A 23,766-nucleotide genomic window follows, 5' to 3' on the forward strand; every position below is an offset into this window, starting at 1 on the left:
TTCCCTTCAAACTCACTTAAAACAAATTATATCAAAATTATGAGAAAAATAATTTTATCTCTAAGTCTTTTATTTGCTTTTGTAGTATTCCAAAATACACAAGCAACAGCTCAAAACCTTAAAATTGGTTATGTACAAGTAGATTCGGTAGCTAGTATGATGCCTGAATACAAAGCCTCTAGTTCAGAATTAGAAGGATTACAAAAAGTAATTCAGAAAAATTTGCAAGGAGAATATCAAAAATTACAGGCAAGACAAGAAGAATTGAAAAAAACGGTAACAAACGAACAACAACAAGCTGCTGCACAACAAGAACTTCAAGAGTTGTTTGCAAAATTTGAAGATCAACAGAAGCAAGCAGAAGAGCGTTTTAATAAAAAACAAAATGACTTACTTTTTCCTATCTATGCCAAAATCCGTGAAGCGATTAAAGAAGTAGGAAAGGAAAATAACTATGTTCTTATTTTGAATGAATTAGATGGTACAAATACTGCCTATATTTTGTATTCAGCAGAAGGAACAGACATTACTGACCTAGTTGTCAAAAAATTAGGACTTTAATCAACTTCTGAATTCTCACAACAATTAAATTTAATTAATTACTTACCTTTGCAGAATTATTTTTATGAAAGCCTACTAATAATAGAGGAAAATCATAAAATCTATATAATTCATTTATCATAAAACAAACGATGAAAAAGATATTCCTTTTACTCACTTTATTTGTGTTCGTTGCTTCAGTGCAAGCACAAGATATAAAAATTGGTTATACAAGTGCTTATTTGATTTTGCCTCACGTTCCTGCTTATATGAAAGCGCAAGACTCACTCAAAAAGACTGAAACTGCTCTTACAAATACGCTTATGGAGAAACAAAAAGAGTTTGAAGCTAAAGTAAAAAAGTTTGAAGTTGATCGTCAAGACCCAAATGCAATTCCTGTTCTTTTAGAAACTCGTGCAAGAGACTTACAAAAAATGCAACAAGAAATTGCACAAGAGCGTGATCTATACACTCAAGAGCTTCAAAAGATGCAATCTGCATTACAAACTCCAATCCTTCAAAAAGTAAAAACTGCTATTGAAGAAGTAGGAAAAGAGAATGGCTATACATTTATTTTGAGTAGTCAAGACGGAATGGGACAAGATAACTTTTTGTTTTCTGCTGATAAAATTGACGTAACTCTTTTGGTTTTGAATAAATTAGGCGTAAAAATGACAGCAGAACAGTTAGAAGCTGCAAATGCTAAATTAGAAGCAGAAGCAATAGCTGCTGAAAAAGCTGCTCAAAACTAAGATTAAAATTGATTTTTATTAATCAGACAAAAACCTTATTCTGAAAAAGAATAAGGTTTTTTGCTTTTTTGATAGAAATACGATAGCTTTATTTGATTAATATACAAACCTATACAGTTTTCAAAACCTTATAGGTTTAAGTGGAGTTGTAGAAAATTTATGTTATATTTAAAATCATGAAAATATCTGTAAAAATAATCTTATTTGTTTTAGTTATTCTTGTTACTATTGCAGCAACAGAAGTATATCAACGTGGGCAAATGATAGATAGTGTCCATATTTTGGTACGCAATGCAGCACAAAATCCTCAAGATACTTCTCATTTTTTGACAGAAGTAGAAATATTAAAATTGGTTCGTCAGGATGCAAAAATTGATGTAAACAACCTCAAAGTTAAAGAGATAGATACCGAAAAAATTGAAAACTCCATAAAAACTAATAACTTTGTAGCCAGTTGTCAAGTAGCCGTAGATTCAAAAGGAATTTTACATATAGAAGTAGAAGAACTCAAACCACTTGCACGAATTTTGAACAAAAACTCAGCAAATGGTGCTTATATTACCGAATCAGGAAAACTAATTCCTCTTTCTACTAATTTCACAGCACGAGTTATGTTACTTTCTAGTCAGAAAAGTAATGATACAGAGCTTTTGGATACTGCTTTTTGGAGAACTCCAGATGGAAAATTATTTATAAACGCTCTCAAAGAAATAGATAAAAGAACATTTTGGAAAGCTCAGATTACACAACTAGAAAGAGATAGTAAAGGAAATTTGATAGCTTATCCACAAGTGGGCGAACAGCTCATTGAGTTAGGCTCAGCTAGAAATATGGAAGATAAACTTACTCGTTTGAAAACGTTTTATGATAAAATTATTCCAATAAAAGGATGGGGAAGTTATCAAATGGTAAGTGTTAGATACGACAATCAGATTGTCTGTAAATAAACTTTAAAATATAAAATCAATTAATGATGTCAATCGTTTTCATAAAAACAAGACATTCATTTTTATATAAAGACGTATGCAAAATCAAAGAATAGTAGCAGGATTAGACATCGGAACAACAAAAATTTGTGTTATCGTAGGCAGAATGAATGAATACGACAAACTAGAAGTATTAGGCGTAGGACAAGCTGTTTCCGAAGGTGTAAAAGAAGGAATTATTAGCAACATTAATAAAACGGTTGCAGCCATTACGCAAGCTGTGGAAGAAGCTGAACGTAATTCAGGCGTAAATTTGCGTATCGTAAACGTAGGAATTGCAGGAAAGCATATCAAAAGTTCGGTGCATCATGGAGGAATTACAAGAAGTTCAAAAGATGGTGAAATTACTCCTTCTGATGTAAATCGTCTTACAAATGATATGTATCGCATCGTAACTGAAGCAGGAACAGATATTATTCATGTTATGCCTCAACATTATACTGTTGATTATGAGCCAAATATAAAAGACCCTGTCGGAATGGCTGGCGTAAAGCTAGAAGCTGATTTTCATATCATTACAGCTCAAACAAATGCGATTCGAAACATCAAAAAATGTGTTCAGCGAGCAGGTTTAGAAATTGAAAATCTGATTCTTGAACCGTTGGCATCTGCACTTTCTGTTTTGAGTGAAGAAGAAAAAGAAGCGGGGGTTGCTATTGTTGATATTGGTGGAGGAACTACTGATTTGGCTATTTTTATTGATGGAATTATTCGTCATACTTCCGTTATTCCATTTGGTGGAAACATTATTACTTCGGATATCAAACAAGGTTGTGCTGTAATGCAAAATCAAGCAGAATTATTAAAAGTAAAATTTGGTCGTTGTTTGGCTAAAGATGCACCTGATAATGAAGTAGTTTCTATCCCAGGACTTCGCAATCGTTCTTCAAAAGAAATTTCTATCAAAAATCTGTCTTATATTATTGAGGCGAGAATGGAAGAAATTGTAGAACTTGTTTATAGTGAAATCGTTCGTTCGGGTTACAAAAATCGATTGGCTGGTGGAATTGTTCTTACTGGTGGAGGTTCGCTTTTACAGTATTTGAAAGAACTTTTTGAGTACAAAACAGGCTTAGATGTTCGTATTGGTTATCCAAACGAATATTTAGGAAGAAGTCAGTCTGATTCTGTCAAAAACCCAATGTATGCAACAGGTGTAGGCTTAGTTTTGGCAGGTTTTAGAACATTAGATGACAGAGATGTTTATCAAAGAAATTATGATCAGATAAGCCAAACACCAACAACAGGTTATGAAATTAATAGCCAAGGACAAGAAGTAAAAAAACAACCTGAGAAAGTAGCAGGAGGATTTTTTGCAAATATCTTAAAAAAGACAAAAGAACTTCTCATTGATGATTTTGATGATAAAAGCACCTATTAATAAAAATAAAAAACAGACTTAAACTTTACTTTAAGTCTGTTTTTTTTGATTGAAATTAAATTAGTAACCCAAATCTATATTTATATCTTCCAGTTCCCAGTTCGCCTTGAGTTCTAATTCTCTTGTTAGGGTTAGAACAGGTTCAGGTATAGTACGTTCTTTAAAATCTCCGTTATCCCATTTTCCATTTGCATTTGTATCAACAAGCACTCGTATAGTCTTTTTTCCAGGTAATAAATTTTCAAACCTATATTTTCTTATGTTTTGAAGTGTCTGTTCTACATTTCCTTTAGCATCAATTACTTCAATGATAAAATTGTCATATTTACCTAAAACTTCGCCACTAATTACACCATAATCAGATAATTTTCCCTGCGTATATTCTAAATTTTTATTGTCTTTTAGGGTATCATTTTCTACTGAAACAAAAGTATTTGAACGAATTTGTAATTGAAATGCTTTTTCTTTTTCAGTAGAAAGTTCTATTGATTTGATAAATGAAATTTCAGTTCTGTTTTTATTAAACTTCCAATCTGCTGCTGTGGTTCGGTTTCCTGTGCTATCTCCCTTAAAACCTATTACAATACTATCATACTGCATAGTTAGGATAGGCTTACTAAATAGAAATCTCAAATTAAGTCCTTCTGTAGGAATAATAGGAGTGTTTGAGGGAGGATCTTCTCGGAAAGTAAAAGGTGATTCACGAGGTTTTCTAACTGTGCCAAACTGAACAGTCAGAGTTGTATCAATTCTATTTCCAATCGAATCTGTAAAAGACATGAGAGCAGAAATAGAATCTTCTGTATTCATATTTCGATTATAAAAATTGATATATTCGTCTTGTAAAACAGGATAAAATAAGGTATCATAATCAGCGTCTTTTCCTTCATCTTGATATTCAATGGTATAATCAGCTACATTCTTATTAAATTTGATTTCAAAATACTGTGCTCGTTGCCTTGCACCTGACAATTTAAAAGGTAAAATATCATAGCGTATTACTTTAAAATCAACTCCTGAATAGCTTGATTTTATTTGCAAAGGCTCTTCATAAAACCCAATCAATTCAGTATTTTTGTTATAAATGTAATCTCTTTTGTCCTTAGGTTCTACCAAAGCATAAACTTTATACTTTCCAGCTTTTATATTTTCAATAGCATATCTTCCCATCGAATCAGTCAAAGAAAAATAAAGAGGACGACGGTTATCAATATCAAAAGAATCTGCTTCACTATCATTATAGGCATATAGTCCTACCATGGCGTTTTCTAGCTTATTTCCTCTCATAAGACTTGAAACTGTTCCTGTAATGAGTAAAGAATCTATTTTATCTCCTGTGCTGAAAGCAAGTTTGATATTTTTAGGAACATTTTTTTCATTAAAATCAACTACTCCTTTTCCAAAAGAAAATGTATAAGTTGTATTTTCTGCAAAAGGTTTATCAAACTTTAAAGTCAGACGATTTCTTTTGACAGTTGATTTATATGTACCCTCTATAAAAGGCGAAATTTGTAACTCTTCTTGTAACTTTTGTGTTGTAATATCTTCATCAAAATCCAAAATAATCATATCGCCATTAAAATTAGTCGATTGGTCATTTGGATACGTAGAAATAAGTTTTGGAGGTGTAATATCCTTCAAGCCTCCTGTGGGCATACTTTGGCTTGCACATGCAGCTAAGAAAAAAATAAACGTAATAGAAGCCAACAGATAAGTAAAAGGGCAAACGAAATGATTGAATTTCATATATTAACTAATCGAATAATGTCAGAATAAAAAGTTGTAGCTGAATAATTCTTCAAAATTACTAAATTCGTTTAGCAAGAACAGTATTTCTGAAAATTAAAGACGATTAAAAATAAGTAAAAACTCTAAAGAGAAAAAAATAAGAAAATAAAAATGATATTAAACACTGATAATGAACAAGTTATGAGATTTGTGAAAAATAATTCAAAAATAAATCATTTTTTTTAATAAAATACTTGACTCATATTAGTTTTGTGGCTACCTTTGCATTCTCAATTCGGGTAAACAAGTCTTAAAAGTAAAGACAAGTTTATCTAAAAATAAAGAGAAAATAGCAAAAGCTAAAAAATGGGCCTATAGCTCAGCTGGTTCAGAGCATCTGCCTTACACGCAGAGGGTCATAGGTTCGAATCCTATTGGGCCCACATTTTTTAGAAAGTTATTTTTATTTATTCTATACTATTGAGAAAATTAAAATGGGCCTATAGCTCAGCTGGTTCAGAGCATCTGCCTTACACGCAGAGGGTCATAGGTTCGAATCCTATTGGGCCCACATTTTAAGAAAATTAGAAAGGTTTTAAAAAACTACTCAAGATTATTCACTTGATTATTTTTTAAAACCTTTTTTTTATGTCTAATTTTGTTTGTGAATTTATTTTTTCAAAATCAACTTTAAAAAATTATGTCGGTAAAAATTCCAAAACTACCAAAACTAGATGATTACGAAGCTATTATTTTTGATTTGGGAGGAGTAATCATTAATCTGAATTATAAAAAAACAGAAGAAGAATTTAAAAGACTTTTTGGAACTGATTTTTCAGAAATGTATTCAAAGCAAGGACAGACAGAGATTTTTAATAGATTGGAAACAGGAGATATTTCTGAAGAACAGTTTGTAGAATCTATGAAAAATTTATCTTCTAAAGAAATTTCTCATCAAGAAATTATTACTGCTTGGAATGCTATGCTTTTGGATATTCCCAAAGAAAGAATAGAGCTTTTACAAAAAATTGGAAAAGAAAAACGTATTTTTTTGTTGAGTAATACAAATGAAATTCATAAAACAGCTTTCGATAAAATTGTTTTAGAATCTCATCAAATGGAAGGACTAGAGTCGCTTTTCGAAAAGGCTTATTTTTCTCATTTGGTCAGAATGCGAAAACCAAACAGAGAAATTTTTGATTTTGTAATTCAAGAAAATAACTTGAATCCTCAAAAGACACTTTTTATAGATGATAGTCCACAACATATTGAAGGCGCACTCTTGACAGGTCTGAATGCGTATCATTTGGAAGTTTCTACGCATTCTATTTTAGATTTGAATTAAACTTGACATAAAAAAATATCCTTCATCATTTTTTTGATAAAGGATATTTCACTTTTAGATAGAAAAGCCGTTGTTGGGATTTTAGCGAAGTGACACCAACAACAGGATAATTACTCTTTTTCTACTTTTACAAATTTGGTACGAGTAGGTGTAGTTACTTTTACTAAGTACATTCCTTTTGCTAATCCTTCTAAAGACATATTGATTTTAGATGAATTGATGCTTGTTTTTGTTTTTAAGAGCATTCCTATACTATTATAAATTTCTATTTTATAGGTTGTATTTGCTAGATAAATTTCATTCAAATCAATTGTAAAGTCATTATCTGTAGGGTTTGGATAAATTTTTATTCCTCCCTCTATACTTCCATCAATTTTGGCACTTACTACAGGACTTGCTTTTACTTTTCCATTATTATCAATTTGATTGAGGTAATAATAATAGATTTGATTTGTCTTGACTTCGTCATCTTCAAAAGAATATATATTTGACTTGTTTTGAGCCATCCATCCTATTTTTACAAATTTTTTGTTATCAGTTGAACGCCAAACTTCAAAACCTTTGTTATCTATTTCATTTACTGTTTTCCACTCTATCAAAATAGAACTAGGAAGTAATGGTTTTGCAGTAAGAGAAAGTAATTCTATTGGTAAAATAACTAAGTCTAAGGTCATCGGAACACCAAAATCAGAGAATCCAGACATCCATTCCATCGATGTCGAAACAACGGAATTATCATAACAAAGAGCTGGAAAATTTGGAATTGACCAAGGATCTGTACTGATAGAACGCTTCATAATTGCTGTTTTTGTACTTCCACAAGTACCTGCATTGGTATAGGCATTATTATAGAGAGTTAGTCTATAACTTCCATTTCCAGTAACTTTAGTAGTCAAAGTAGAATCGGCATACGCAGAAAGTGTCCAAAAACCATGGTCTAAAACAGGACAACTTCCAAAGGTAGCTTGACAGCGATATTCAGTAGGCGAATTAGGCGTACTTCCATATTGATTAAAATAACTCAGTATGTATTTTGTATCTGTAATTGGATTTTGAAACTCTACTTTTGCTCTCTCATATTGTAGAGGAGAAATAGTACAGGTTCTAGTTTTATGGTCTGCAATTCCAAAGCCATCTTCTAAGTCATAATTTCCTATAAGTTCTGGTGGTATTGTACATTCATAACGCACACAATAGTTAGAAGCTATTTCTGCTTGCGCTCTAGCTACATTCCAAATACGTATATTGTCGTATTTTCCAGATAAATACCAATTACTTCCTGCATCGCTTCTATATCTACCTACATAAAATTTGTTATTTGTTGCAGCCGTAAGAGTAGTATTTAAGTTAGTGACATTATAACTAGCTGTAGAAACTTCATTTCCATCTATATACACTACTATTTCTGAGCCATTGTATGTCATGGCAAAGTGATGCCAATTATAAGTAGTTGTCGCTGTACTAATCAATCCATTATACGTAAAATCTTTTACAATTCCTCCTCCTAAATCTATTCTAAACTGATTAGTTGTTCCGTTTTTACGAAGTGCAAAGAGTTGTTTGGGCTTGTCTGTACCCATATAAAAAATTGCTCCATTACTTGGACTTGGGTTTATGGAAACCCAAGCCTCTAAAGTACGTGGATTGTCTCCCAAAATAGCTACATCAGCAGGAAATTGTAAATGTCTTGCATTAACAGCATCAGTTACAGCAGATGAATTATCTGTTAGATGAATAATATGATTGTTAGGAAATGGATTTAACTGACAAAATTTATCAGCTGTTGCAGTAGGTATTACCCAATTGGTGGCAATAGTATTTACAATGCTTGCTCTTTTATTAGTTGCTATTATAGCATTACCCAAATTTTCAACAGCTAATCCAACAGGAAAATCATATATCCCCATTGTGTTTATGGCTCTTCTTAATTTTCCTCCTACAAAACGGTCATTCGAACTGTTAGTTGCAACAAACCCTAGTATTGAATTTGGATTTGGATTATGAACTACCACTTCTTTATTTCCTTCTGTTTGTAATATTCCTCTTATGAAATTAAGTGAACCTGTTTTACTAATAACCATATTTTGAGTTCCTGCATCAGATACTTTTACTCGTGGAACATCAAGGGAGTTAGTTTGGTTATTGATGCGTAAATTCTCAAAATTTCCTTGTCCTGTAGCTGTTCGTGTATAGGTTTGTGGTTGCAGACCAATAAATTGTAGAGTAGAACCCAAAGGCATAAAAAGAGTTCCTGAATGCACCATATCTCCACAAACATCTAAACGTTGTCCTGGATTAATAGTTATATTTGCACCATTTTCTATGATGATGTTTCTACATGAACGATTCGCTTTTACAATCGGAAAAGATACTGGAGCTACTCCATTTACTAAAGCAGGAATAACAATATCTTGGCTACAATCTGGAATTCCTGTTTGTCCACAAGGCGCACTCCAATTAGAAAAAGCCCCATATTCCCCAGGTTTTGTAAGGTCATCACCTACCCAAACATATTCTACTGTTCCTACACAAATTGTATCATAAACAAAACACTGCCCCAAATCTACTCTTACAATATAATCTTTTGTTCTTCGTACGTCTACTGTGATTTGGGGTGTAGTTTCTAAGGTTGGATACCACAAATAACCAATAGCTCCATACGTTTCAGCATCTAAAGTAGTATTCGAACCATAAAAAATACTAATATCAGGACCTAAATTGAGAGAGTTAAAGGCAGAAAAATAACCATACCGACAACCACTAGTTGCAGCTCCATTTGTTACTCCCAAATGAAAAAGAGTGCTTGTATTAGTAATAGAAGCAACTCCTAAACTTGCTACTTGAGCAGTTGTTAGGGTGATGCGAGCTGATTTCCAACCTGTTGCACCTGCTACGTTAGTAAAAGCACTTGCTGGAATTGCTGTGTTTACAGCTCCTCCATTTAAAGAAAAATTAGCTTCTCCACCTGTTTTGACTAAAAGAGTAAGGGTGAAATTATCTGCTGTTGAACGTTTTACTTGCACCAAACGAGAACCTGTACAGTTAATAGGGGGTAAAATAGCTGCTCCAGTTTCACATCCATAACCCGACATATGAAGTACATATACAGGCTTATTCGAACTAATATAAGCACTTGGATGAGTAGTAAAATCCATATCAAAAACATACTGCGCTCCTGCTGCTAAAATTGGAATACCTCCAATAGCTGTTCCCCCTCTATTTATTGTAAGCACAGTACCTGCTTGAGTTGCCAAAACATATACTTTCTCAGGTTGTGCAGTTCCTCCTACTCCCAAAGAACCTCGCATAACAATATACTCTTTTCCAATAATATTTGTAGGAACAAGTTGATCGCCTGCTAAATCATAACACCCAGTTGAAGCTCCAGTTTTAATAGAGTCGTGGAAGAGAGTAACTGCAATAGGTTTGGTAGAGGTTATATGAGAGCCTGCTGGCGTATTACCTACTGTGGGCTGTTGGGAAGCTACATTGAATGTTTCTCCTCTATTAAGTATAATGGTACGAGTACCTGCTACTGCTGTCGCCCCTGATGCCCCTGTAGCACTAAAGGTACGAGTAGGTCTTGTAGTAGTAATAGTAATAGAAGTATTATCTTCAGTAGCAACAATTACAAAGCCTGAATGTCCATTTGGAGTAAGTCCTTGATGCGCCCAAGCTGTTTGCATAGGTATCCAAAAATCTGTACCTAATCCATTCTTTCCTTTTAACGCAAAAATATCTGGATTACTACCATATCCAACTTCATAATAAGCTGTTATTTTTGATGTCGATTCTACTAAAATTCCACTAGGAAATTTATTATTATAATTTCTATTTGCATCTGTATTTCCAGTCGCAGCAACCGTCATGCGAGGTGTTTCTATTAAATTTATCCATGTTGTAAGATTGACTTCACCTGTAGCAAAAGCAGCTAAGTTCACTACCTGTGTGGGAAATGAAGCATCTCTGGGCATACTGATAACGACTGTAGCAGGTTTATCTAAAGTAGAAAAACGTAAATAAATAGGATTGTCTCCGTGTCCAGAAGTAATATCGGGAGCAGCAAACCAAAAACGTGTATCTATTTGTGCATAACTACTAATAGGTTTAAAAATAGCAGAAAGCAAGAAAAAAAAGAAGATAAAAATATATAGATTTTTCATGATGTTCGGCTTGAAGAAATAAGAGAATATATAAGGGAAAGAATTACATAAAAATAAACTAATTTATAGTCAAATCTTATGCTAATAAATTTGTCTCTTAAAGCTAACTTTAAAGTTTTCGACGAACATTAAATTTCTACATGTTTAAATCTAATTTTTTATTTTTTTTTGTCCATTTTTTTTTAAAAAAACTACTAACTTAAACTTTTTTACTTTTTGTTTTAAACTATTTTAGTTTTCTAAAAACAAACTTTCTTTAGTAAATTTTAGAGGTAATAAATCTGCAATCGAACTTATTATGTAGATAGATTTACTCTCTCCTTGCATAATCATCCGAATAGGTTTTACTTGTTTATTTTCATACTCAGACATCACTTGACGACACGAACCACAAGGTGAAATAGCAATAAAATCTGTCGCTTGTTGTGGTTTGGCTGCAATAGCAATTGTTTCTATTACTTCATTAGGAAATTGTGTAGAAGCTGAAAAAATAGCTGTTCTTTCAGCACAAAGTCCAGAAGGATAAGCAGCATTTTCTTGATTGCTTCCCAATACTATTTCTCCATTTTGTAATTGAATAGCTGCACCAACTGAAAACTTAGAATAAGGAGCATAAGCCCTTTTTGTGGCTTCTCTAGCTTCATTTAATAAAAATAAATCTTCTTTTGAAAGGTCATTTTCAGTTTCGAAAACAGTAATCTGAATTTGTATTTGATGTGTTTTTGACATAAAAAATATATGTTTAATAATTTTGATATGATTAATGGGAAAGTAGAAAGCAACTAGGTTAGTTTTTTGTTCTAAAAACTTGCGTAAATTTGTAGTGTCTAAACCCTAAGGGTCTTCAAGACCCTTATTAGGGTTTGAGTTTAGAATATTATAATCCTTACTTTTTTTGAAGCAAATAGCCATTTTTTCGCCCAATTATTCCCCTGAACTCGGAGCATGTGCCTCCCGTATTCAGCACTTGGCAGAACGTTTACAAAAAGAAGGTAATCAAGTTACTGTTTATACAACATTTCCCAATTATCCAACAGGAAATATTTTTTCAGATTATAGAAATCTTCTTTCAAAAAAAATCATTCATAGAGAGAATATAAATGGAATAAAAGTGATTCGTTTTTCTTTTTACCCTTCCAATTCTTCTTCGTCTTTTGTTCGTCTTTTTAGCATGCTAACTTTAGCTTTGAGTTGGTTTTTTGCATTTCCATCACTCAAAAAACAGCATCCTAGTATTATTCTAGTTCAGAGTCCTCCTCTTTTACCTGTTTTTACAGTTTGGCTTTTATCGCAACTAATAAAGCTAAATGCCCAAAAAGGATATTCTCCTTCACTTATCCTAAACCTTTCCGACCTTTATCCTCGTGTGCTTTTAGATTTGGGTAGAATTAATTTAGACAAAATAAAAGGGCATACAATATACAATCTACTTTTGAATTTTGAAGCATTTATCTATAAAAAAATGGATTTTATTATTGGTCAATCTGATGAAATAGTAGATTATGTTAAAGAAATAGCGCCTTCTATGCCTGTTTTTTTATACAGAAATGGTGTACATTCTCAATCATTTAAGGTAAAAGAAGATTATAAAATAAAAGGAAGAGAACCTATAAAATTGGTTTATGCAGGACTTTTGGGTGTTGCACAAGGAATTTTGGAAGTGATAGAAAATATAGATTTTGAAAAAGTAAATGCTCAGTTGCATTTGTATGGAAATGGAAATGAACGAGATTTGATAGAAAAATTTATCCAAACTAAATTTCTCAATACTGGTAAAAAACAAACTGTATTTCTTTATGATGCCATCCCTTCAAAAGAAATTGCCCAAAAATTAGCTGATTATGATGCAGCTATTATCATTCAGAAAAAACAAATTTTAGGAACTGTTCCTTCAAAAATATATGAAGCTATGGCAGCAGGATTGCCTATTTTATTGTTTGGAAGTGGAGAGAGTGCCTATTTAATTAAAAAATATAATTTAGGAATTACAATATCTACACAAACATCTAATATTTCATTGTCTGGTTTTGAACATTTGTTTGTAGATACTCGTACCTTAGAAGATAAAATGAAATCAATTGCTGATAAAATGGTAATTGAATTTAAAATACAACACTTGAGAAAGCTCTCTTCTAAAGAAAGACAAATCTTTGGAGAAAATGGAAGAAGATCAGCTCAATATAGTTTTGATAAAGAAGTTCAATTCAAGAATATAAAAGAGTTATTTGACTAAAATTTATTTCTTGAAATGTATATCTGCCAAAAACAAGTTTTTAAAAAAAATAAAGATGTTTTTTTACTATGAAAATTGCTTTTTGCTCACTACTTTTGCAAGTCTGAAAACTAGCTAAATATAAAATACTGAAATTTTGAGTTTAATAAAATCAATATCTGGAATACGTGGAACAATTGGTGGAAAAGTAGGCGAAGGTCTTTCTCCAGTTGATGTAGTAAAATTTGCTGCTGCTTATGGAAAATGGGTTAGTGTTAGTGCAACTCAAAATATATCTGAAGAAGTAGAAACTACACCACAAAACCAAAAAATAATAATTGGACGTGATGCACGAGTTTCTGGACAGCTCGTCTCGCAGCTTGTTAGCTCTACTTTACAATCAATGGGATTTGATGTGATAGACTTAGGTCTTTCTACAACACCAACTGTTGAAATGGCTGTTCCTATGGAAAATGCAAGTGGTGGAATTATTCTTACTGCAAGTCATAACCCAGGGAATTGGAATGCACTCAAACTTTTGAATCAAAAAGGGGAGTTTATTTCAGCAAAAGAAGGAGAGGAAATTTTAAAATTTGCTGAAAATGATGATTTTGAATTTGTAAAAGTTTCTGATTTGGGAAGTTATACTACTGATGATAGTTACATTCAAAAACATATTGAAAAAATAGTAGCACTTCCTTTAGTTGATGTAGAGGCAATAAAAGCAAAAGATTTCAAAATAGCTGTTGATGGTGTAAACTCTAGTGGTGGAATTGCTATTCCAATGCTTTTAGAAGCCTTAGGAGTAACACAAGTAGATAAGTTTTTCTGCGAACCAACAGGAATTTTTCAGCATAACCCAGAGCCACTTCCTGAAAACCTAACTCATATTTGTTCTACTATAAAAAGTGGAAATTATAATTTAGGAATTGTAGTTGATCCAGATGTAGATAGATTAGCACTAATTTGTGAAGATGGAACTCCATTTGGCGAAGAGTATACACTTGTTGCTATTTCTGATTATGTTTTGCAACATCAAGAAGAAGGACAGACAAAAAATACAGTTTCTAATCTTTCTTCTACACAAGCACTCAAAGACGTAACTTTAAAAGCAGGAGGGCAATATTTTGCTGCTGCTGTTGGAGAGGTAAATGTAGTAGAGAAAATGAAAGAGTGTAACGCTGTTATTGGAGGAGAAGGAAATGGAGGAATTATCTATCCTGAGTTACATTATGGACGTGATGCACTTGTCGGAGTTGCTTTATTTTTGACTCAACTAGCAAAGTTTAAAGGAACTACAAAAATGCTTCGTTCGAAATATCCAAGTTATCATATTTCGAAAAATAAAATCGAACTTACTCCTGAAATAAGTGTTGATAATGTTTTAGAAGAGATTTTGGATAAATATAAAAACTATCCAGTCAATACAATTGATGGTGTCAAAATTCAGTTTGATAGTGAGTGGGTTCATCTTCGTAAATCGAATACAGAGCCAATTATTCGTATCTATTCTGAGTCACAATCAGAAGCAACAGCCGAACATTTAGCACAAAAAATTATGCAAGATATTAAAGAAATTATTACGCAATAATTTTTATATATACAGATTTTGATAAAAACCGTTTTGCTTTTTTGATAAAGTAAAACGGTTTTTTCATTCAGAAATAAACATTCAAATCAAAACATTCGTATTTTTGATATATGATTCAAAAAATTTGTAAACTCATTTCTTATATTTTTCATCCTGCACTAATGCCAGTTGTGGGGTATTTGCTTTTTTTCTTTCTTCTAAGCAGTGAACCTTTTGGACAACGACAAATACTGTTTTTAAGCCTTATTTTCTTAGGTACTTTTGTTGTGCCTGCTTTTTTCTTGCTGACTCTACGTTACACAGGTTTTATTTCTTCTCTGAATATGGAAAATAGAAAAGAAAGAGCTGTTCCGTTTATGTTTACTACTATTTTTTATACGCTTTTGGCTTATCTGATGATACAAAAAGTAAGTTATGAAATTCAAGTAGTTTTACTGACTGGTGGTGTTGCACTCTCTATGTGTTTGACTACACTTGTTACACTTTTTCACAAAACAAGTGTTCATACCATCGGAATTAGTGGGCTTTTGGGATTTCTATTTGGTTTCCAAGCAGCAAATACATCGCTTGCACTCTTATTGCCTATTGTCATTTTATTTTTCCTTACTGGAATGGTAATGAGTTCAAGGTTGTATCTAAAAGCTCATACACCGAATGAAGTTTGGAGTGGTTTTTTGATAGGGTTTGGTACTTGCTTTGGAATAGTTGCTATGGTTCTATAAAAAGATTATATTCAAAATAATATCCTTTTAATCAAGTATTTAGTAAAAAATGGCAAACATTTGATAGAAAGTATACGTTTTTTTAAAAAAAAGTGAGTTTTATACAAAAAAAAACTCAAAAAACTTGCATGATAATCATTTTTTTTTGAATATTTCTGACTAAGCACTAAAGTTGCGTTTTATGTAACTTTTTTGTAGAAAAATTTGATAAAGAGAGTTATTTTCCTATTCTATTAAATACTACTTTCAATTTATCGCTCACTATCTAAGCGCAAAAAAATTGGCTAAAAAAACTATCAAAATCGGAACACGAAACAGTCAGCTTGCTATGTGGCAGGCAGAGCATGTACAACGTTTGCTTGAATCCCATGGCTTGGCTACTGAAATAATTGCTATCGAAACCAAAGGAGATAAAATTTTGCACAAAGCAATTTCCAAAATTGGAAGCAAAGGCGTTTTTACGGAAGAACTTGAAGAAATGCTACATACAGGTAAGGTAGACTTGGCTGTCCATAGTGCAAAAGATATGGCTTCGACACTTCCAGATGGATTAGAATTGATAGCATACACTGAGCGAGAGAAAGCGCATGATGTAGTGGTAAGTTATAATTCAGATTTTAGGCTAGATGCTGCTGATAAATGGCTTGTAGGTACTTCTTCTACACGTAGGATAGCAATGCTCAAACATTATTATCCAAATATCAGAACTACAAATATGCGTGGAAATCTTCAAACACGCATGAGAAAACTGGAAGAAGGACAATGTGATGCTCTTCTTTTGGCGTATGCAGGTGTACACAGAATGGGTTTTGAAGACTATATTGTTGATCATTTACCATTAAATGAGTTTACACCACAAGCAGGACAAGGCTCAATGACAATTGAGGTTTCTAGCAAAATAAGCAATCAACTGAGAGAAGATATTCGAAGGATTATTAATGACGAACAAACTGAATATTGTTTGCTTGCCGAACGTGCTTATCTCAAGCATTTAGATGGTGGCTGTAGTATTCCTTCTTTTGTTTTGGCAAAATTAGAAGGTGATATGCTTCAAATTGATGCAGGGTTGATTAGTCTTAGTGGTAAAAAAATTATTCGTAAGTCAGGTAAAATTCATAAAAATGAAGGACAAAAACTAGCTATTCAGCTTGCTCAAGAAGTTTTGGAGGCTGGTGGAGATAAAATTTTGGCAAGAATAAAAAACAAATAGAATAAATATTTTAAAATAATTTTTAATTCAATTATGGAAAACTTCATCAATTATCAAAAATTAGAAGATAGAAAAGAAGAACTTAATAAAAGTTGGAATGACGAAAAAAAAGCCTTTCGTTATATTGTCTTTGAAGACTTTTTTAGCCCAGAAGCTGCTGAAAAAATACATCAAAGTTATCCGAAAGTAAAACAAGTAGACCCAACTGGTAATTTTGAGGAAGATCCAAATTGGAAATATACGACCTATATCAATCAGAATAATAAATTTGTGATGACAGAGTTTGATAATCAGCCTATTATCAAACAAGTTTTTGAAGAACTTAATAGTGATAAGTTACTTCAAATAATAGAAAAAATTACAGGAATAGAAGACTTACAAGCTGATCCAAAACTTTTTGGTGGTGGACTTCATCAATCTACAAAAGGAGCTTTCTTGGATGTACACGTTGATTTTAATTATCATCCTGAAACGAATTATCATCGTAGAATGAATATTATTATCTACATGAACAAGGATTGGAAAAGAGAATACGAAGGATATTTAGAGCTTTGGGATATGGATAAAAAAGTCCAGATAGAAAATGTAGAACCTCGTTTTAATCGCTGTGTGATTTTTGAAACCAATGAAATTTCTTTTCATGGACATCCTCATTCACTGAACACTCCTGACGGACAAAGTAGAAAGTCAATAGCAGCTTATTACTACACTAAAACTCGTCCAGAGAACGAAATTGCACAGGATCATAACACAGTTTATGTAAATGTAGAGGGAATGAAAGGCAGCGTAAAAAACCTCAAAACAGGTGTGCGAGCATTTTTAGAACGTATAAATAAGAAATAGAAGAACTAATTTTTTAAGAAAATTCAATTTTGTATTCTAGTCCTATTCTATCAAATAGACTTTCTTTTTGATAGAATATTTCTTTTTGTCCTTCTGTTAGTTCTCTATTATTTTTTTGATTAACCACTACAAAATCAATTGCTTTTTTGGGATTTCCTTGTCCATCACAAACTAAAAAATTGATTATTTCATTTTCTAAATTTTCAAATCCTTCTACTATTTCAGAGTGATTTTCTTCTAAGAAAACAGAAATAGCAATTTGAGGATAAACAAAGTGTTCTTCTCTTCGAAGGTGCTTAAAAAACTGCAAATGCTGTGAAGTGGGAAATATAGATTTTACTTTTCCTGAAAACTGTAATGGATTTTTTGCTTTTGCTTTTTGGGTTTGTCTTTTTTCTAAGGCATCTTTGCAGTTGTCGCACAAATAAGGCACAGGATTTTCCCAAGGCTGATATTCATATACTTTTCTATTGGCATAATAATCATTCCTACGATTTAGAAAGTGATTTGGCATTCCACATAAATCACACTTTGATTTTTTGATATAAGCACGACTGTATTTTGCTACTTTATTATGAATTTGGCGAGGCTTTAAACGAAAATTCAACGAGAGTTCGGCAAGTGTATAACGAAATTTTTCTTTTGCATCAAAAAGCTCTTGCTCTTCTGTATTTAGAAGCCAATAACAACGACAAAGTTCTTTTTCGTCTTCATCTTCAGTTAGATAATCTATTTCTATTTCTGGCAGCATTTTCTTTTAAATTATGAATTGATATGTGGTTAAGAATTACCTACATATTCTACAATAAAATCATTCTCTTTGGTCTTCCAATGATTTTCTAAACCTTCAATTATAGAGAAAAACTGTTTATAGTCGTTTTTGTTCTTTTCTACTTTATTCATATTCTTGATAATGAGTTTGTAGTTTTTCTGTTCTATCCACTCCAAATGAGTCAAATAATCATCTAAGGCATCAAGGTTTGAAACAATAGAAGGAATAGAAAAAGCAAGACTAAATTCTTCTATCAAATTTTTATAGCTTTTAAATTTAGAAGAGTTTAGTTCTGTTACAAAATATTCTTTGTCTTTTATTTTTTCTATGTATTGCATATTATTTACCTATAACTAACCAATAACTTAAATTTACCGAATAGCAGGACTTTCTTTTTTGAAGGTCACATTACCTTCCTCCTCTTCTACTATAATTGTAGAATCATTTACAATTTTTATATTTAGCTCATATTCACCAGTAGAATCTACTGCATATATTTCTTTTTCGTTCAGAAAAGAGTAATTACATTCAAAGACAGAATAATCATAATTAGCAGTGTCTTCATCTACTGTTTCAACATTTACTGTAAGTAGCTCGTTTGATATAAATTTTAATATTACTACTGCGTCACTATCTACTTGACTTTTCCAACTACCTTTTAATTTTTCGTAAAAATCTACCGTTTCAGATACATTTTCGTTATTTGTTTGCTTAAACAAAAGAGCCAATCCAAAATAAACAGAAATAGAAATTAAGCAGATTATTGATACAGACTTCCAAGATACATCACTCAAACCTTTAAAAAAGTAGGGTAAAGCAATGACTAAAAGACCTCCTACAATAGCAAAAGCAGTACTGAATATAATACCTTTCATACCAGACCCAAAAGGTATGTCAAGAAATAGCATCGGAAATAACATAAATAATATCGTAAAAAAGGCAGCTAAGAAGATGAACGGTTTTGTCTTATTATCCATAATATAAGATTGTTGAAATAGTTTTTTGATTAGTATAAATTTTTCATTCAACTGTGTTCTTGTTGGTCTTTCATAATCCCAAAAGAATAAAAAAAATGCCGTTGTTGTGTCTTTAACTTCGGCTTGCTGTTGTGACGACCAACAACAAACACTACTACAAATCTATTAATCTTCTCTAAAAAAAAGAGTATTTAATTCAAACAACAAGAGAGCAATCATTTTGCCTAAGCTCGTGCGTATTTCTGTTGTTGGTCAACGTAACGGCAAGCAGAAACTAAAGACCAACAACGGCGTGGTATATTTTACAATAAAATCATTTTATTTAAAATATTAAATTTGTTTTTATGTCAATTTATTACTTACTGTATCTTATTTAAAATTAAAATAATTATGAAAAAAGCATTCTTAATTTTGATGCTTTGCTCTTTCATTTTTTCCTGTAAAAAAGAGGAGGAGCAACAAGTCGTAAAAGACTTAGAAATGGTTTTAGCCATAGGAAATGTAGAAATATCAGATCAAATACCTGAGGAAAAGATAGGTGCTTTAGAAATAGTATCAGGATTCTATCAAGGAGATGTTTCTGATGTAGGTTCAAGAAATGGAAGATACGAAGAAAATACATTTTTAAGTTGTCATATTAATACTTTCAAAAACTCTGTACAATTACATACTGTTCTAAATAATGGACAGCCATTGTACTATACGCTTTCTGTAGATGTAAAAGAAGATGAATCTGTAAGTATAAATGCAGAATCTACTGCTATATCACTAATGTTTTTACATAAATTACTAATAACAGAAAACCCTTCTACTGCAAATGTAATTATTGAAAAGATTAAAAGTTCTCAATCATTTCCTAGTTTAGTTAGAGAAGTAGAAACAATACAGAAAAGAGGAGCTATTAATAATTTATCGCCTAATATAAATACGGATGACTTACCAAGCTATAAAAGGGTTTTAGTGGAAACTTTAGTTCAGTTAAATCAAAACTACTTTATAGAACAAGATGGACTAGAAGTAATAGAAGTAAATGAAACTGACAAAGAGATAACATTTAAAATTAAAAATTATAGAAAACGCTATGTAGCAGTTTATGCAGAAAAATATAAGAATGGACAATTAACAAACACGCAAATATCTCAAACAGAAGGGGAAGTTAGATGGCTAGATTTTCAATATGTAACCTCTGGTAGTTTCTCTTGGATAGAAGGTTTATTAACTTTCTCTGACCAAATTACTCAAGAAAGCTCTACATTTAAAGTAAACAAGGAAGATGCAGAACTAATTTATTTAAAATGTTATGGATTAGGACTAGCTGAAAATTCATTTCCTTCAATTACTAGTCAGTCTTTTGGGAGAGGAACAAGAGCAGTTTCGCTCACAGCAGTATTTGATTATGCTATACCTATAACTTCAATAGTTACAGGGATTAAAAATTTACCAAAAGGATCTGAATTTAGAGGGCGACCTAGTGATGACCCTTTGAGTAAAATAATAGAAAAATGGACATTAGGATTAGCAAGAGATACAGGTTTTCATCAAGACATAACGAATGCAACAATAAATAATAGTACAGAAGACATACTAAAAAGCATAATGCTTTTTACGACTGATTTTATGGGAGATAGGGAAAATGTTAAATTATTCTACGATTTAATAAAACAAAATTTCAATCTTAGTGGTAATTTTTCTCAAGAAACTTTACAAAAGAGTCTTTCTTCTGTTAATTCTATATTTAGAGCAGCTAAAATAGTAGAGGGTGGAGTTAATGTTACAGAATCAGCTTTAGCAACATTATATAGCAAGTGGGAAACCGAGTTTAGAATTGAAGTTAATGGTTATGTAGAACCAACTCCAACTACCCCAATAGAAGGTTTGCATGCTTACTATCCTTTTAATGGTAATGCTAATGATGAAAGTGGAAATGGAAAAGTAGGAGTAATTAGTAGAACAGAACTTACTAATGATAGAAAAGGAAACGCAAATAGTGCTTATTTATTTTCAGAGGAAAGTTCGATTGAAGTTCCACGTCCATTTTCTCGTAGAAATCATGTATATGATGATGGAACTGTAAGCATTTGGTTTAAACCTAGTGAAGTCAAAGATGGAGCAAATTACCACTACATCTTTAGTAGTCCTGGAATTGGAGGTAATCTTGCTGCGCCAGATGTCGAGATTTATCTTTCTAATAAAAACCTAACAGTTAATTTAGAAAATTATCCAAGAACCGACTTTCGTCATTCCATTAGACAAGAAGATGTAGGAGAGTGGATAGGTAATTATTATAATATTGTAGTAACATGGTATGCTGTTGAAGAAAATAAAAGAAACATTAGCATTTATCTCAATGGAACACTTCAAAAAAATGAAATTATTAGTCTTGGGTATAGTTCTGAATTGTTATCAGCTAGTAATTTTACATTGAAGTTGTTTAAGAATGTTTGGTTGTCTGACAATTTTTGTGGAAACACAAAAAGTATTTATATTTAGCAATGGAAAATTTAGAATTATATGAACACTTACTCAATTTGTCTTCTGTAAAAGTAGAAGCTGTTGAATTGACAAAAGACAAAGTTACTATTTCTTGTAAATTATCAACGAGTTCTTGTATTTGTCCTACTTGTGGTCAAGTTAGTTCTCAAGTTCATCAGAGTTATAAACGCATTGTTCGTGATTTAAATTTAATTTCAAGAGAGGTTTATTTATCCATAAAAATACGTCAATTTTACTGTAAAACCTGTACTAGTTATTTTACTGAGTCACTTGATTTTGCAGATGCGAATAAATCTCATACTCATCGTCAAGAAGATTTTATGTTTATGGTGGCTCGGAAACAAAGCTATTCAGAAAGTGCAGTCATTTTAAATGTTCATCCTAAAACGGTTGAGCGTACAGTTTTGTCTCTTTGTAAAGAACGAGTTGATTTAGCCCAACGTTATGCTCAAGTAAAACGTTTAGGAATTGATGAACAAAGCCATAGAAAAGGTAAGAAAGATTATCTATGTGTTTTAACAGATTTAGATAGAGGAACACTAGTAGATATACTAAAAAGTCGCAAAAAAGAAGATTTGATTGCTCATTTTGAGTCGTTAGGTAGTTCCTTCTGTGAGCAAATTACAGATGTTTCTTGTGATTATTGGAGAGGTTATATTAGTGTAGCTCAACACTGTTTTCCTAGTGCAACTATCGTTTTAGATAGATTTCATGTGACTAACTTACTCAATAGTTGTGTTGATAAATTTCGTAAACTGCTCAGAAAGTCAGAAACTGATAACCTAAATTATCGCCGTTTAAAGTGGATTTTATATAAACAATATCATAACTTATCAGACAAGGAATTAATTAACTTACAACTTTGTTTTGAAGATTGTCCCTTGTTAAAAGAAGTCTATTGGAAAAGAGAACAGTTTCATCATATTCTTGATAATAACCAAAAAATAGAAATAGTACTACAAAAAATAGAGGAATGGGTAGGAAGTATGAATGAGGAGCTGAAAAACATCTTTAAATCGTTTACAAATACTTTAAATAGTACAATGGAATATGTAGCCAATTATGTCAAAAATTCATTATCAAATGCTGTAACAGAGGGATTAAATAATCTAATTAGAAGTATAAGAAGAGTCGCATTCGGAATGCCTAACTTTGAGCATCTAAGATGGAGAGCATTAGCTATTTCAAACTAAAACACAAAAATTGTCAGACAACCGAATGTTTTTTTCTAGTTCTGGCAAATATTAAAGTAAAGGCTAAATAGTGTAAACTTTGCCACGTATGAATTTTAGTTTCGTACCTCATAATTAAGGCTTTGAAAGCATCTAACCACGCATTAGTTCTTTCAATAACGAATCTCAATTCATACATTTCTTCATCTTTAAATGGTTGATTATCAAGGTCTTTTTTATTTCTTTTATTAAAATCTATATTATCTACAATATCTAAATGATTACAAAAAGAACGAAAGGCTTGTGTATCAAAGGCTGCATCAGCATTGAGAAAAATTCCTCCTTCTCTAATTTGAGAAGCATTCAAATCATCTATCATAGATTGCATATTTTTTTCAAGTTCAAAAGCATCGTGATGATTGCCTGCTCTTGGAACAGACATCGCTACTGGAATACCATTTTTATCCGTTAGAAAAAGTGCATTGGTTGTTTTTCCTGCTTTTCTTTTGGAATATCCAATACCTTCTCCTCCTCGTTTAGCTGAAGTGTGGCTGCCGTCTAGCTGACAAATAGAAAAATCTAATTCTCCACGATAATCTTCTAAATACTTGATCCATAATTTCTTCCAACTTCCTAATTTTGACCATTTATTATAATGGTAATATACTGTATTCCAGATAATTGATAAGTTTCCGAAAAATTGTTTCATAGGAAGTTCTCGCCATTGACTCCCTGATTTTAAGCGATACACAATGGCTTGGATAATACGCCAAAGAGCTACTTTTATACGACGACCTTTTGTAAATTGATGTAAATAAGGTAAAATATTTTCGGTTATAAATTTTTTTGATAAGTTTACGTACATAGAGGGAAAAATAG

At 31.8% G+C, this 23,766-nt stretch carries 19 protein-coding genes and 2 tRNA genes; 14 read left to right on the top strand and 7 right to left on the bottom strand.

The annotated features are described in order from the left end of the window. Positions 1-39: 39 nt before the first annotated feature. The 4 genes from V9L05_RS09040 (at position 40) to ftsA (ending at position 3,659) form a co-directional block, all read left to right on the top strand. A complete protein-coding gene (locus tag V9L05_RS09040; protein ID WP_338793601.1) occupies positions 40-561 on the top strand; it encodes an OmpH family outer membrane protein in 522 nt (173 codons plus the stop codon). 131 nt (positions 562-692) lie between these two features. Continuing rightward, positions 693-1,292: an OmpH family outer membrane protein gene (locus V9L05_RS09045; protein ID WP_338815215.1), complete on the top strand. Its 600-nt coding sequence runs from the start codon at positions 693-695 to the stop codon at positions 1,290-1,292. Positions 1,293-1,468: 176 nt separating this feature from the next. Continuing rightward, positions 1,469-2,239: a cell division protein FtsQ gene (locus V9L05_RS09050; protein ID WP_338815216.1), complete on the top strand. Its 771-nt coding sequence runs from the start codon at positions 1,469-1,471 to the stop codon at positions 2,237-2,239. A 76-nt stretch (positions 2,240-2,315) separates the two neighbouring features. Further along, entirely contained in the window at positions 2,316-3,659 is a 1,344-nt protein-coding gene (gene ftsA, locus V9L05_RS09055) for a cell division protein FtsA (protein WP_338793598.1), read from the top strand. A gap of 60 nt (positions 3,660-3,719) precedes the next feature. On the opposite strand, the gene V9L05_RS09060 is transcribed toward ftsA, so the two are convergent. After that, a complete protein-coding gene (locus V9L05_RS09060) occupies positions 3,720-5,405 on the bottom strand; it encodes an Ig-like domain-containing domain (RefSeq protein WP_338815217.1) in 1,686 nt (561 codons plus the stop codon). Positions 5,406-5,755: 350 nt separating this feature from the next. On the opposite strand from V9L05_RS09060, the gene V9L05_RS09065 reads away from it, so the two are divergent. The 3 genes from V9L05_RS09065 to V9L05_RS09075 all read left to right on the top strand — a co-directional run bounded on the left by V9L05_RS09065 (position 5,756) and on the right by V9L05_RS09075 (position 6,732). Continuing rightward, positions 5,756-5,830: transfer RNA gene (locus tag V9L05_RS09065), tRNA-Val, on the top strand. A gap of 53 nt (positions 5,831-5,883) precedes the next feature. Continuing rightward, positions 5,884-5,958 (top strand) — tRNA-Val (locus V9L05_RS09070). 129 nt (positions 5,959-6,087) lie between these two features. Then, a complete protein-coding gene (locus tag V9L05_RS09075) occupies positions 6,088-6,732 on the top strand; it encodes an HAD family phosphatase (protein ID WP_338815218.1) in 645 nt (214 codons plus the stop codon). A 110-nt stretch (positions 6,733-6,842) separates the two neighbouring features. Here V9L05_RS09075 and V9L05_RS09080 read toward each other — a convergent pair whose 3' ends face one another. Then, positions 6,843-10,895, bottom strand: a complete 4,053-nt coding sequence (locus tag V9L05_RS09080; RefSeq protein WP_338815219.1) for a LamG-like jellyroll fold domain-containing protein — start codon at positions 10,893-10,895, stop codon at positions 6,843-6,845. 231 nt (positions 10,896-11,126) lie between these two features. Then, positions 11,127-11,624: a cytidine deaminase gene (cdd, locus tag V9L05_RS09085; RefSeq protein WP_338815220.1), complete on the bottom strand. Its 498-nt coding sequence runs from the start codon at positions 11,622-11,624 to the stop codon at positions 11,127-11,129. Between the two features lie 166 nt (positions 11,625-11,790). Between cdd and V9L05_RS09090 the strand changes: the two genes are divergently transcribed. The 5 genes from V9L05_RS09090 to V9L05_RS09110 all read left to right on the top strand — a co-directional run bounded on the left by V9L05_RS09090 (position 11,791) and on the right by V9L05_RS09110 (position 17,473). After that, on the top strand, positions 11,791-13,128 hold the full coding sequence (locus V9L05_RS09090) for a glycosyltransferase family 4 protein (protein WP_338815221.1): 1,338 nt from the start codon (positions 11,791-11,793) through the stop codon (positions 13,126-13,128). 136 nt (positions 13,129-13,264) lie between these two features. Further along, positions 13,265-14,698 (top strand): phosphoglucosamine mutase, encoded by a 1,434-nt coding sequence (gene glmM / locus V9L05_RS09095; protein WP_338793592.1) that lies wholly within the window; start codon positions 13,265-13,267, stop codon positions 14,696-14,698. A gap of 110 nt (positions 14,699-14,808) precedes the next feature. After that, positions 14,809-15,420, top strand: a complete 612-nt coding sequence (locus V9L05_RS09100; protein WP_338815222.1) for a hypothetical protein — start codon at positions 14,809-14,811, stop codon at positions 15,418-15,420. Between the two features lie 280 nt (positions 15,421-15,700). Beyond that, positions 15,701-16,630, top strand: a complete 930-nt coding sequence (hemC, locus tag V9L05_RS09105) for a hydroxymethylbilane synthase (protein WP_338815223.1) — start codon at positions 15,701-15,703, stop codon at positions 16,628-16,630. Between the two features lie 33 nt (positions 16,631-16,663). After that, positions 16,664-17,473, top strand: a complete 810-nt coding sequence (locus V9L05_RS09110; RefSeq protein ID WP_338815224.1) for a 2OG-Fe(II) oxygenase — start codon at positions 16,664-16,666, stop codon at positions 17,471-17,473. A gap of 13 nt (positions 17,474-17,486) precedes the next feature. On the opposite strand, the gene V9L05_RS09115 is transcribed toward V9L05_RS09110, so the two are convergent. Genes V9L05_RS09115 through V9L05_RS09125 form a run of 3 tightly spaced genes read right to left on the bottom strand, consistent with a single transcriptional unit; the run spans position 17,487 to position 19,222 of the window. Continuing rightward, complete coding sequence (locus tag V9L05_RS09115) at positions 17,487-18,224, bottom strand: hypothetical protein (protein ID WP_338815225.1); 738 nt, start codon at positions 18,222-18,224, stop codon at positions 17,487-17,489. A 29-nt stretch (positions 18,225-18,253) separates the two neighbouring features. Then, positions 18,254-18,583 carry a barstar family protein gene (locus tag V9L05_RS09120; RefSeq protein WP_338815226.1) on the bottom strand — a complete coding sequence of 110 codons (330 nt, stop codon included), beginning with the start codon at positions 18,581-18,583 and terminating at the stop codon, positions 18,254-18,256. Between the two features lie 33 nt (positions 18,584-18,616). After that, positions 18,617-19,222, bottom strand: a complete 606-nt coding sequence (locus V9L05_RS09125) for a hypothetical protein (protein ID WP_338815227.1) — start codon at positions 19,220-19,222, stop codon at positions 18,617-18,619. A 390-nt stretch (positions 19,223-19,612) separates the two neighbouring features. Here V9L05_RS09125 and V9L05_RS09130 point away from each other — a divergent pair, with 390 nt between their 5' ends. Both V9L05_RS09130 and V9L05_RS09135 read left to right on the top strand, forming a co-directional pair. Further along, positions 19,613-21,712, top strand: coding sequence for a hypothetical protein (locus V9L05_RS09130; RefSeq protein WP_338815228.1), 2,100 nt, complete (start codon positions 19,613-19,615; stop codon positions 21,710-21,712). Between the two features lie 2 nt (positions 21,713-21,714). Then, a complete protein-coding gene (locus V9L05_RS09135; protein WP_338812543.1) occupies positions 21,715-22,908 on the top strand; it encodes an ISL3 family transposase in 1,194 nt (397 codons plus the stop codon). A gap of 13 nt (positions 22,909-22,921) precedes the next feature. Here V9L05_RS09135 and V9L05_RS09140 read toward each other — a convergent pair whose 3' ends face one another. Continuing rightward, positions 22,922-23,752 (bottom strand): IS5 family transposase, encoded by an 831-nt coding sequence (locus V9L05_RS09140; RefSeq protein ID WP_338815229.1) that lies wholly within the window; start codon positions 23,750-23,752, stop codon positions 22,922-22,924. Positions 23,753-23,766: the final 14 nt, after the last annotated feature.

This window comes from Bernardetia sp. Wsw4-3y2, from assembly GCF_037126295.1.
Taxonomy (GTDB): Bacteria; Bacteroidota; Bacteroidia; order Cytophagales; family Bernardetiaceae; genus Bernardetia.

Bases quoted from the DNA above. Each gene is read 5' to 3' on its own strand.
- V9L05_RS09040 (WP_338793601.1), top strand. From the start codon at position 40: ATGAGAAAAATAATTTTATCTCTAAGTCTTTTATTTGCTTTTGTAGTA.
- V9L05_RS09045 (WP_338815215.1), top strand. From the start codon at position 693: ATGAAAAAGATATTCCTTTTACTCACTTTATTTGTGTTCGTTGCTTCA.
- V9L05_RS09050 (WP_338815216.1), top strand. From the start codon at position 1,469: ATGAAAATATCTGTAAAAATAATCTTATTTGTTTTAGTTATTCTTGTT.
- ftsA (WP_338793598.1), top strand. From the start codon at position 2,316: ATGCAAAATCAAAGAATAGTAGCAGGATTAGACATCGGAACAACAAAA.
- V9L05_RS09060 (WP_338815217.1), bottom strand. From the start codon at position 5,405: ATGAAATTCAATCATTTCGTTTGCCCTTTTACTTATCTGTTGGCTTCT.
- V9L05_RS09075 (WP_338815218.1), top strand. From the start codon at position 6,088: ATGTCGGTAAAAATTCCAAAACTACCAAAACTAGATGATTACGAAGCT.
- V9L05_RS09080 (WP_338815219.1), bottom strand. From the start codon at position 10,895: ATGAAAAATCTATATATTTTTATCTTCTTTTTTTTCTTGCTTTCTGCT.
- cdd (WP_338815220.1), bottom strand. From the start codon at position 11,624: ATGTCAAAAACACATCAAATACAAATTCAGATTACTGTTTTCGAAACT.
- V9L05_RS09100 (WP_338815222.1), top strand. From the start codon at position 14,809: ATGATTCAAAAAATTTGTAAACTCATTTCTTATATTTTTCATCCTGCA.
- V9L05_RS09110 (WP_338815224.1), top strand. From the start codon at position 16,664: ATGGAAAACTTCATCAATTATCAAAAATTAGAAGATAGAAAAGAAGAA.
- V9L05_RS09115 (WP_338815225.1), bottom strand. From the start codon at position 18,224: ATGCTGCCAGAAATAGAAATAGATTATCTAACTGAAGATGAAGACGAA.
- V9L05_RS09120 (WP_338815226.1), bottom strand. From the start codon at position 18,583: ATGCAATACATAGAAAAAATAAAAGACAAAGAATATTTTGTAACAGAA.
- V9L05_RS09125 (WP_338815227.1), bottom strand. From the start codon at position 19,222: ATGGATAATAAGACAAAACCGTTCATCTTCTTAGCTGCCTTTTTTACG.
- V9L05_RS09130 (WP_338815228.1), top strand. From the start codon at position 19,613: ATGAAAAAAGCATTCTTAATTTTGATGCTTTGCTCTTTCATTTTTTCC.
- V9L05_RS09135 (WP_338812543.1), top strand. From the start codon at position 21,715: ATGGAAAATTTAGAATTATATGAACACTTACTCAATTTGTCTTCTGTA.
- V9L05_RS09140 (WP_338815229.1), bottom strand. From the start codon at position 23,752: ATGTACGTAAACTTATCAAAAAAATTTATAACCGAAAATATTTTACCT.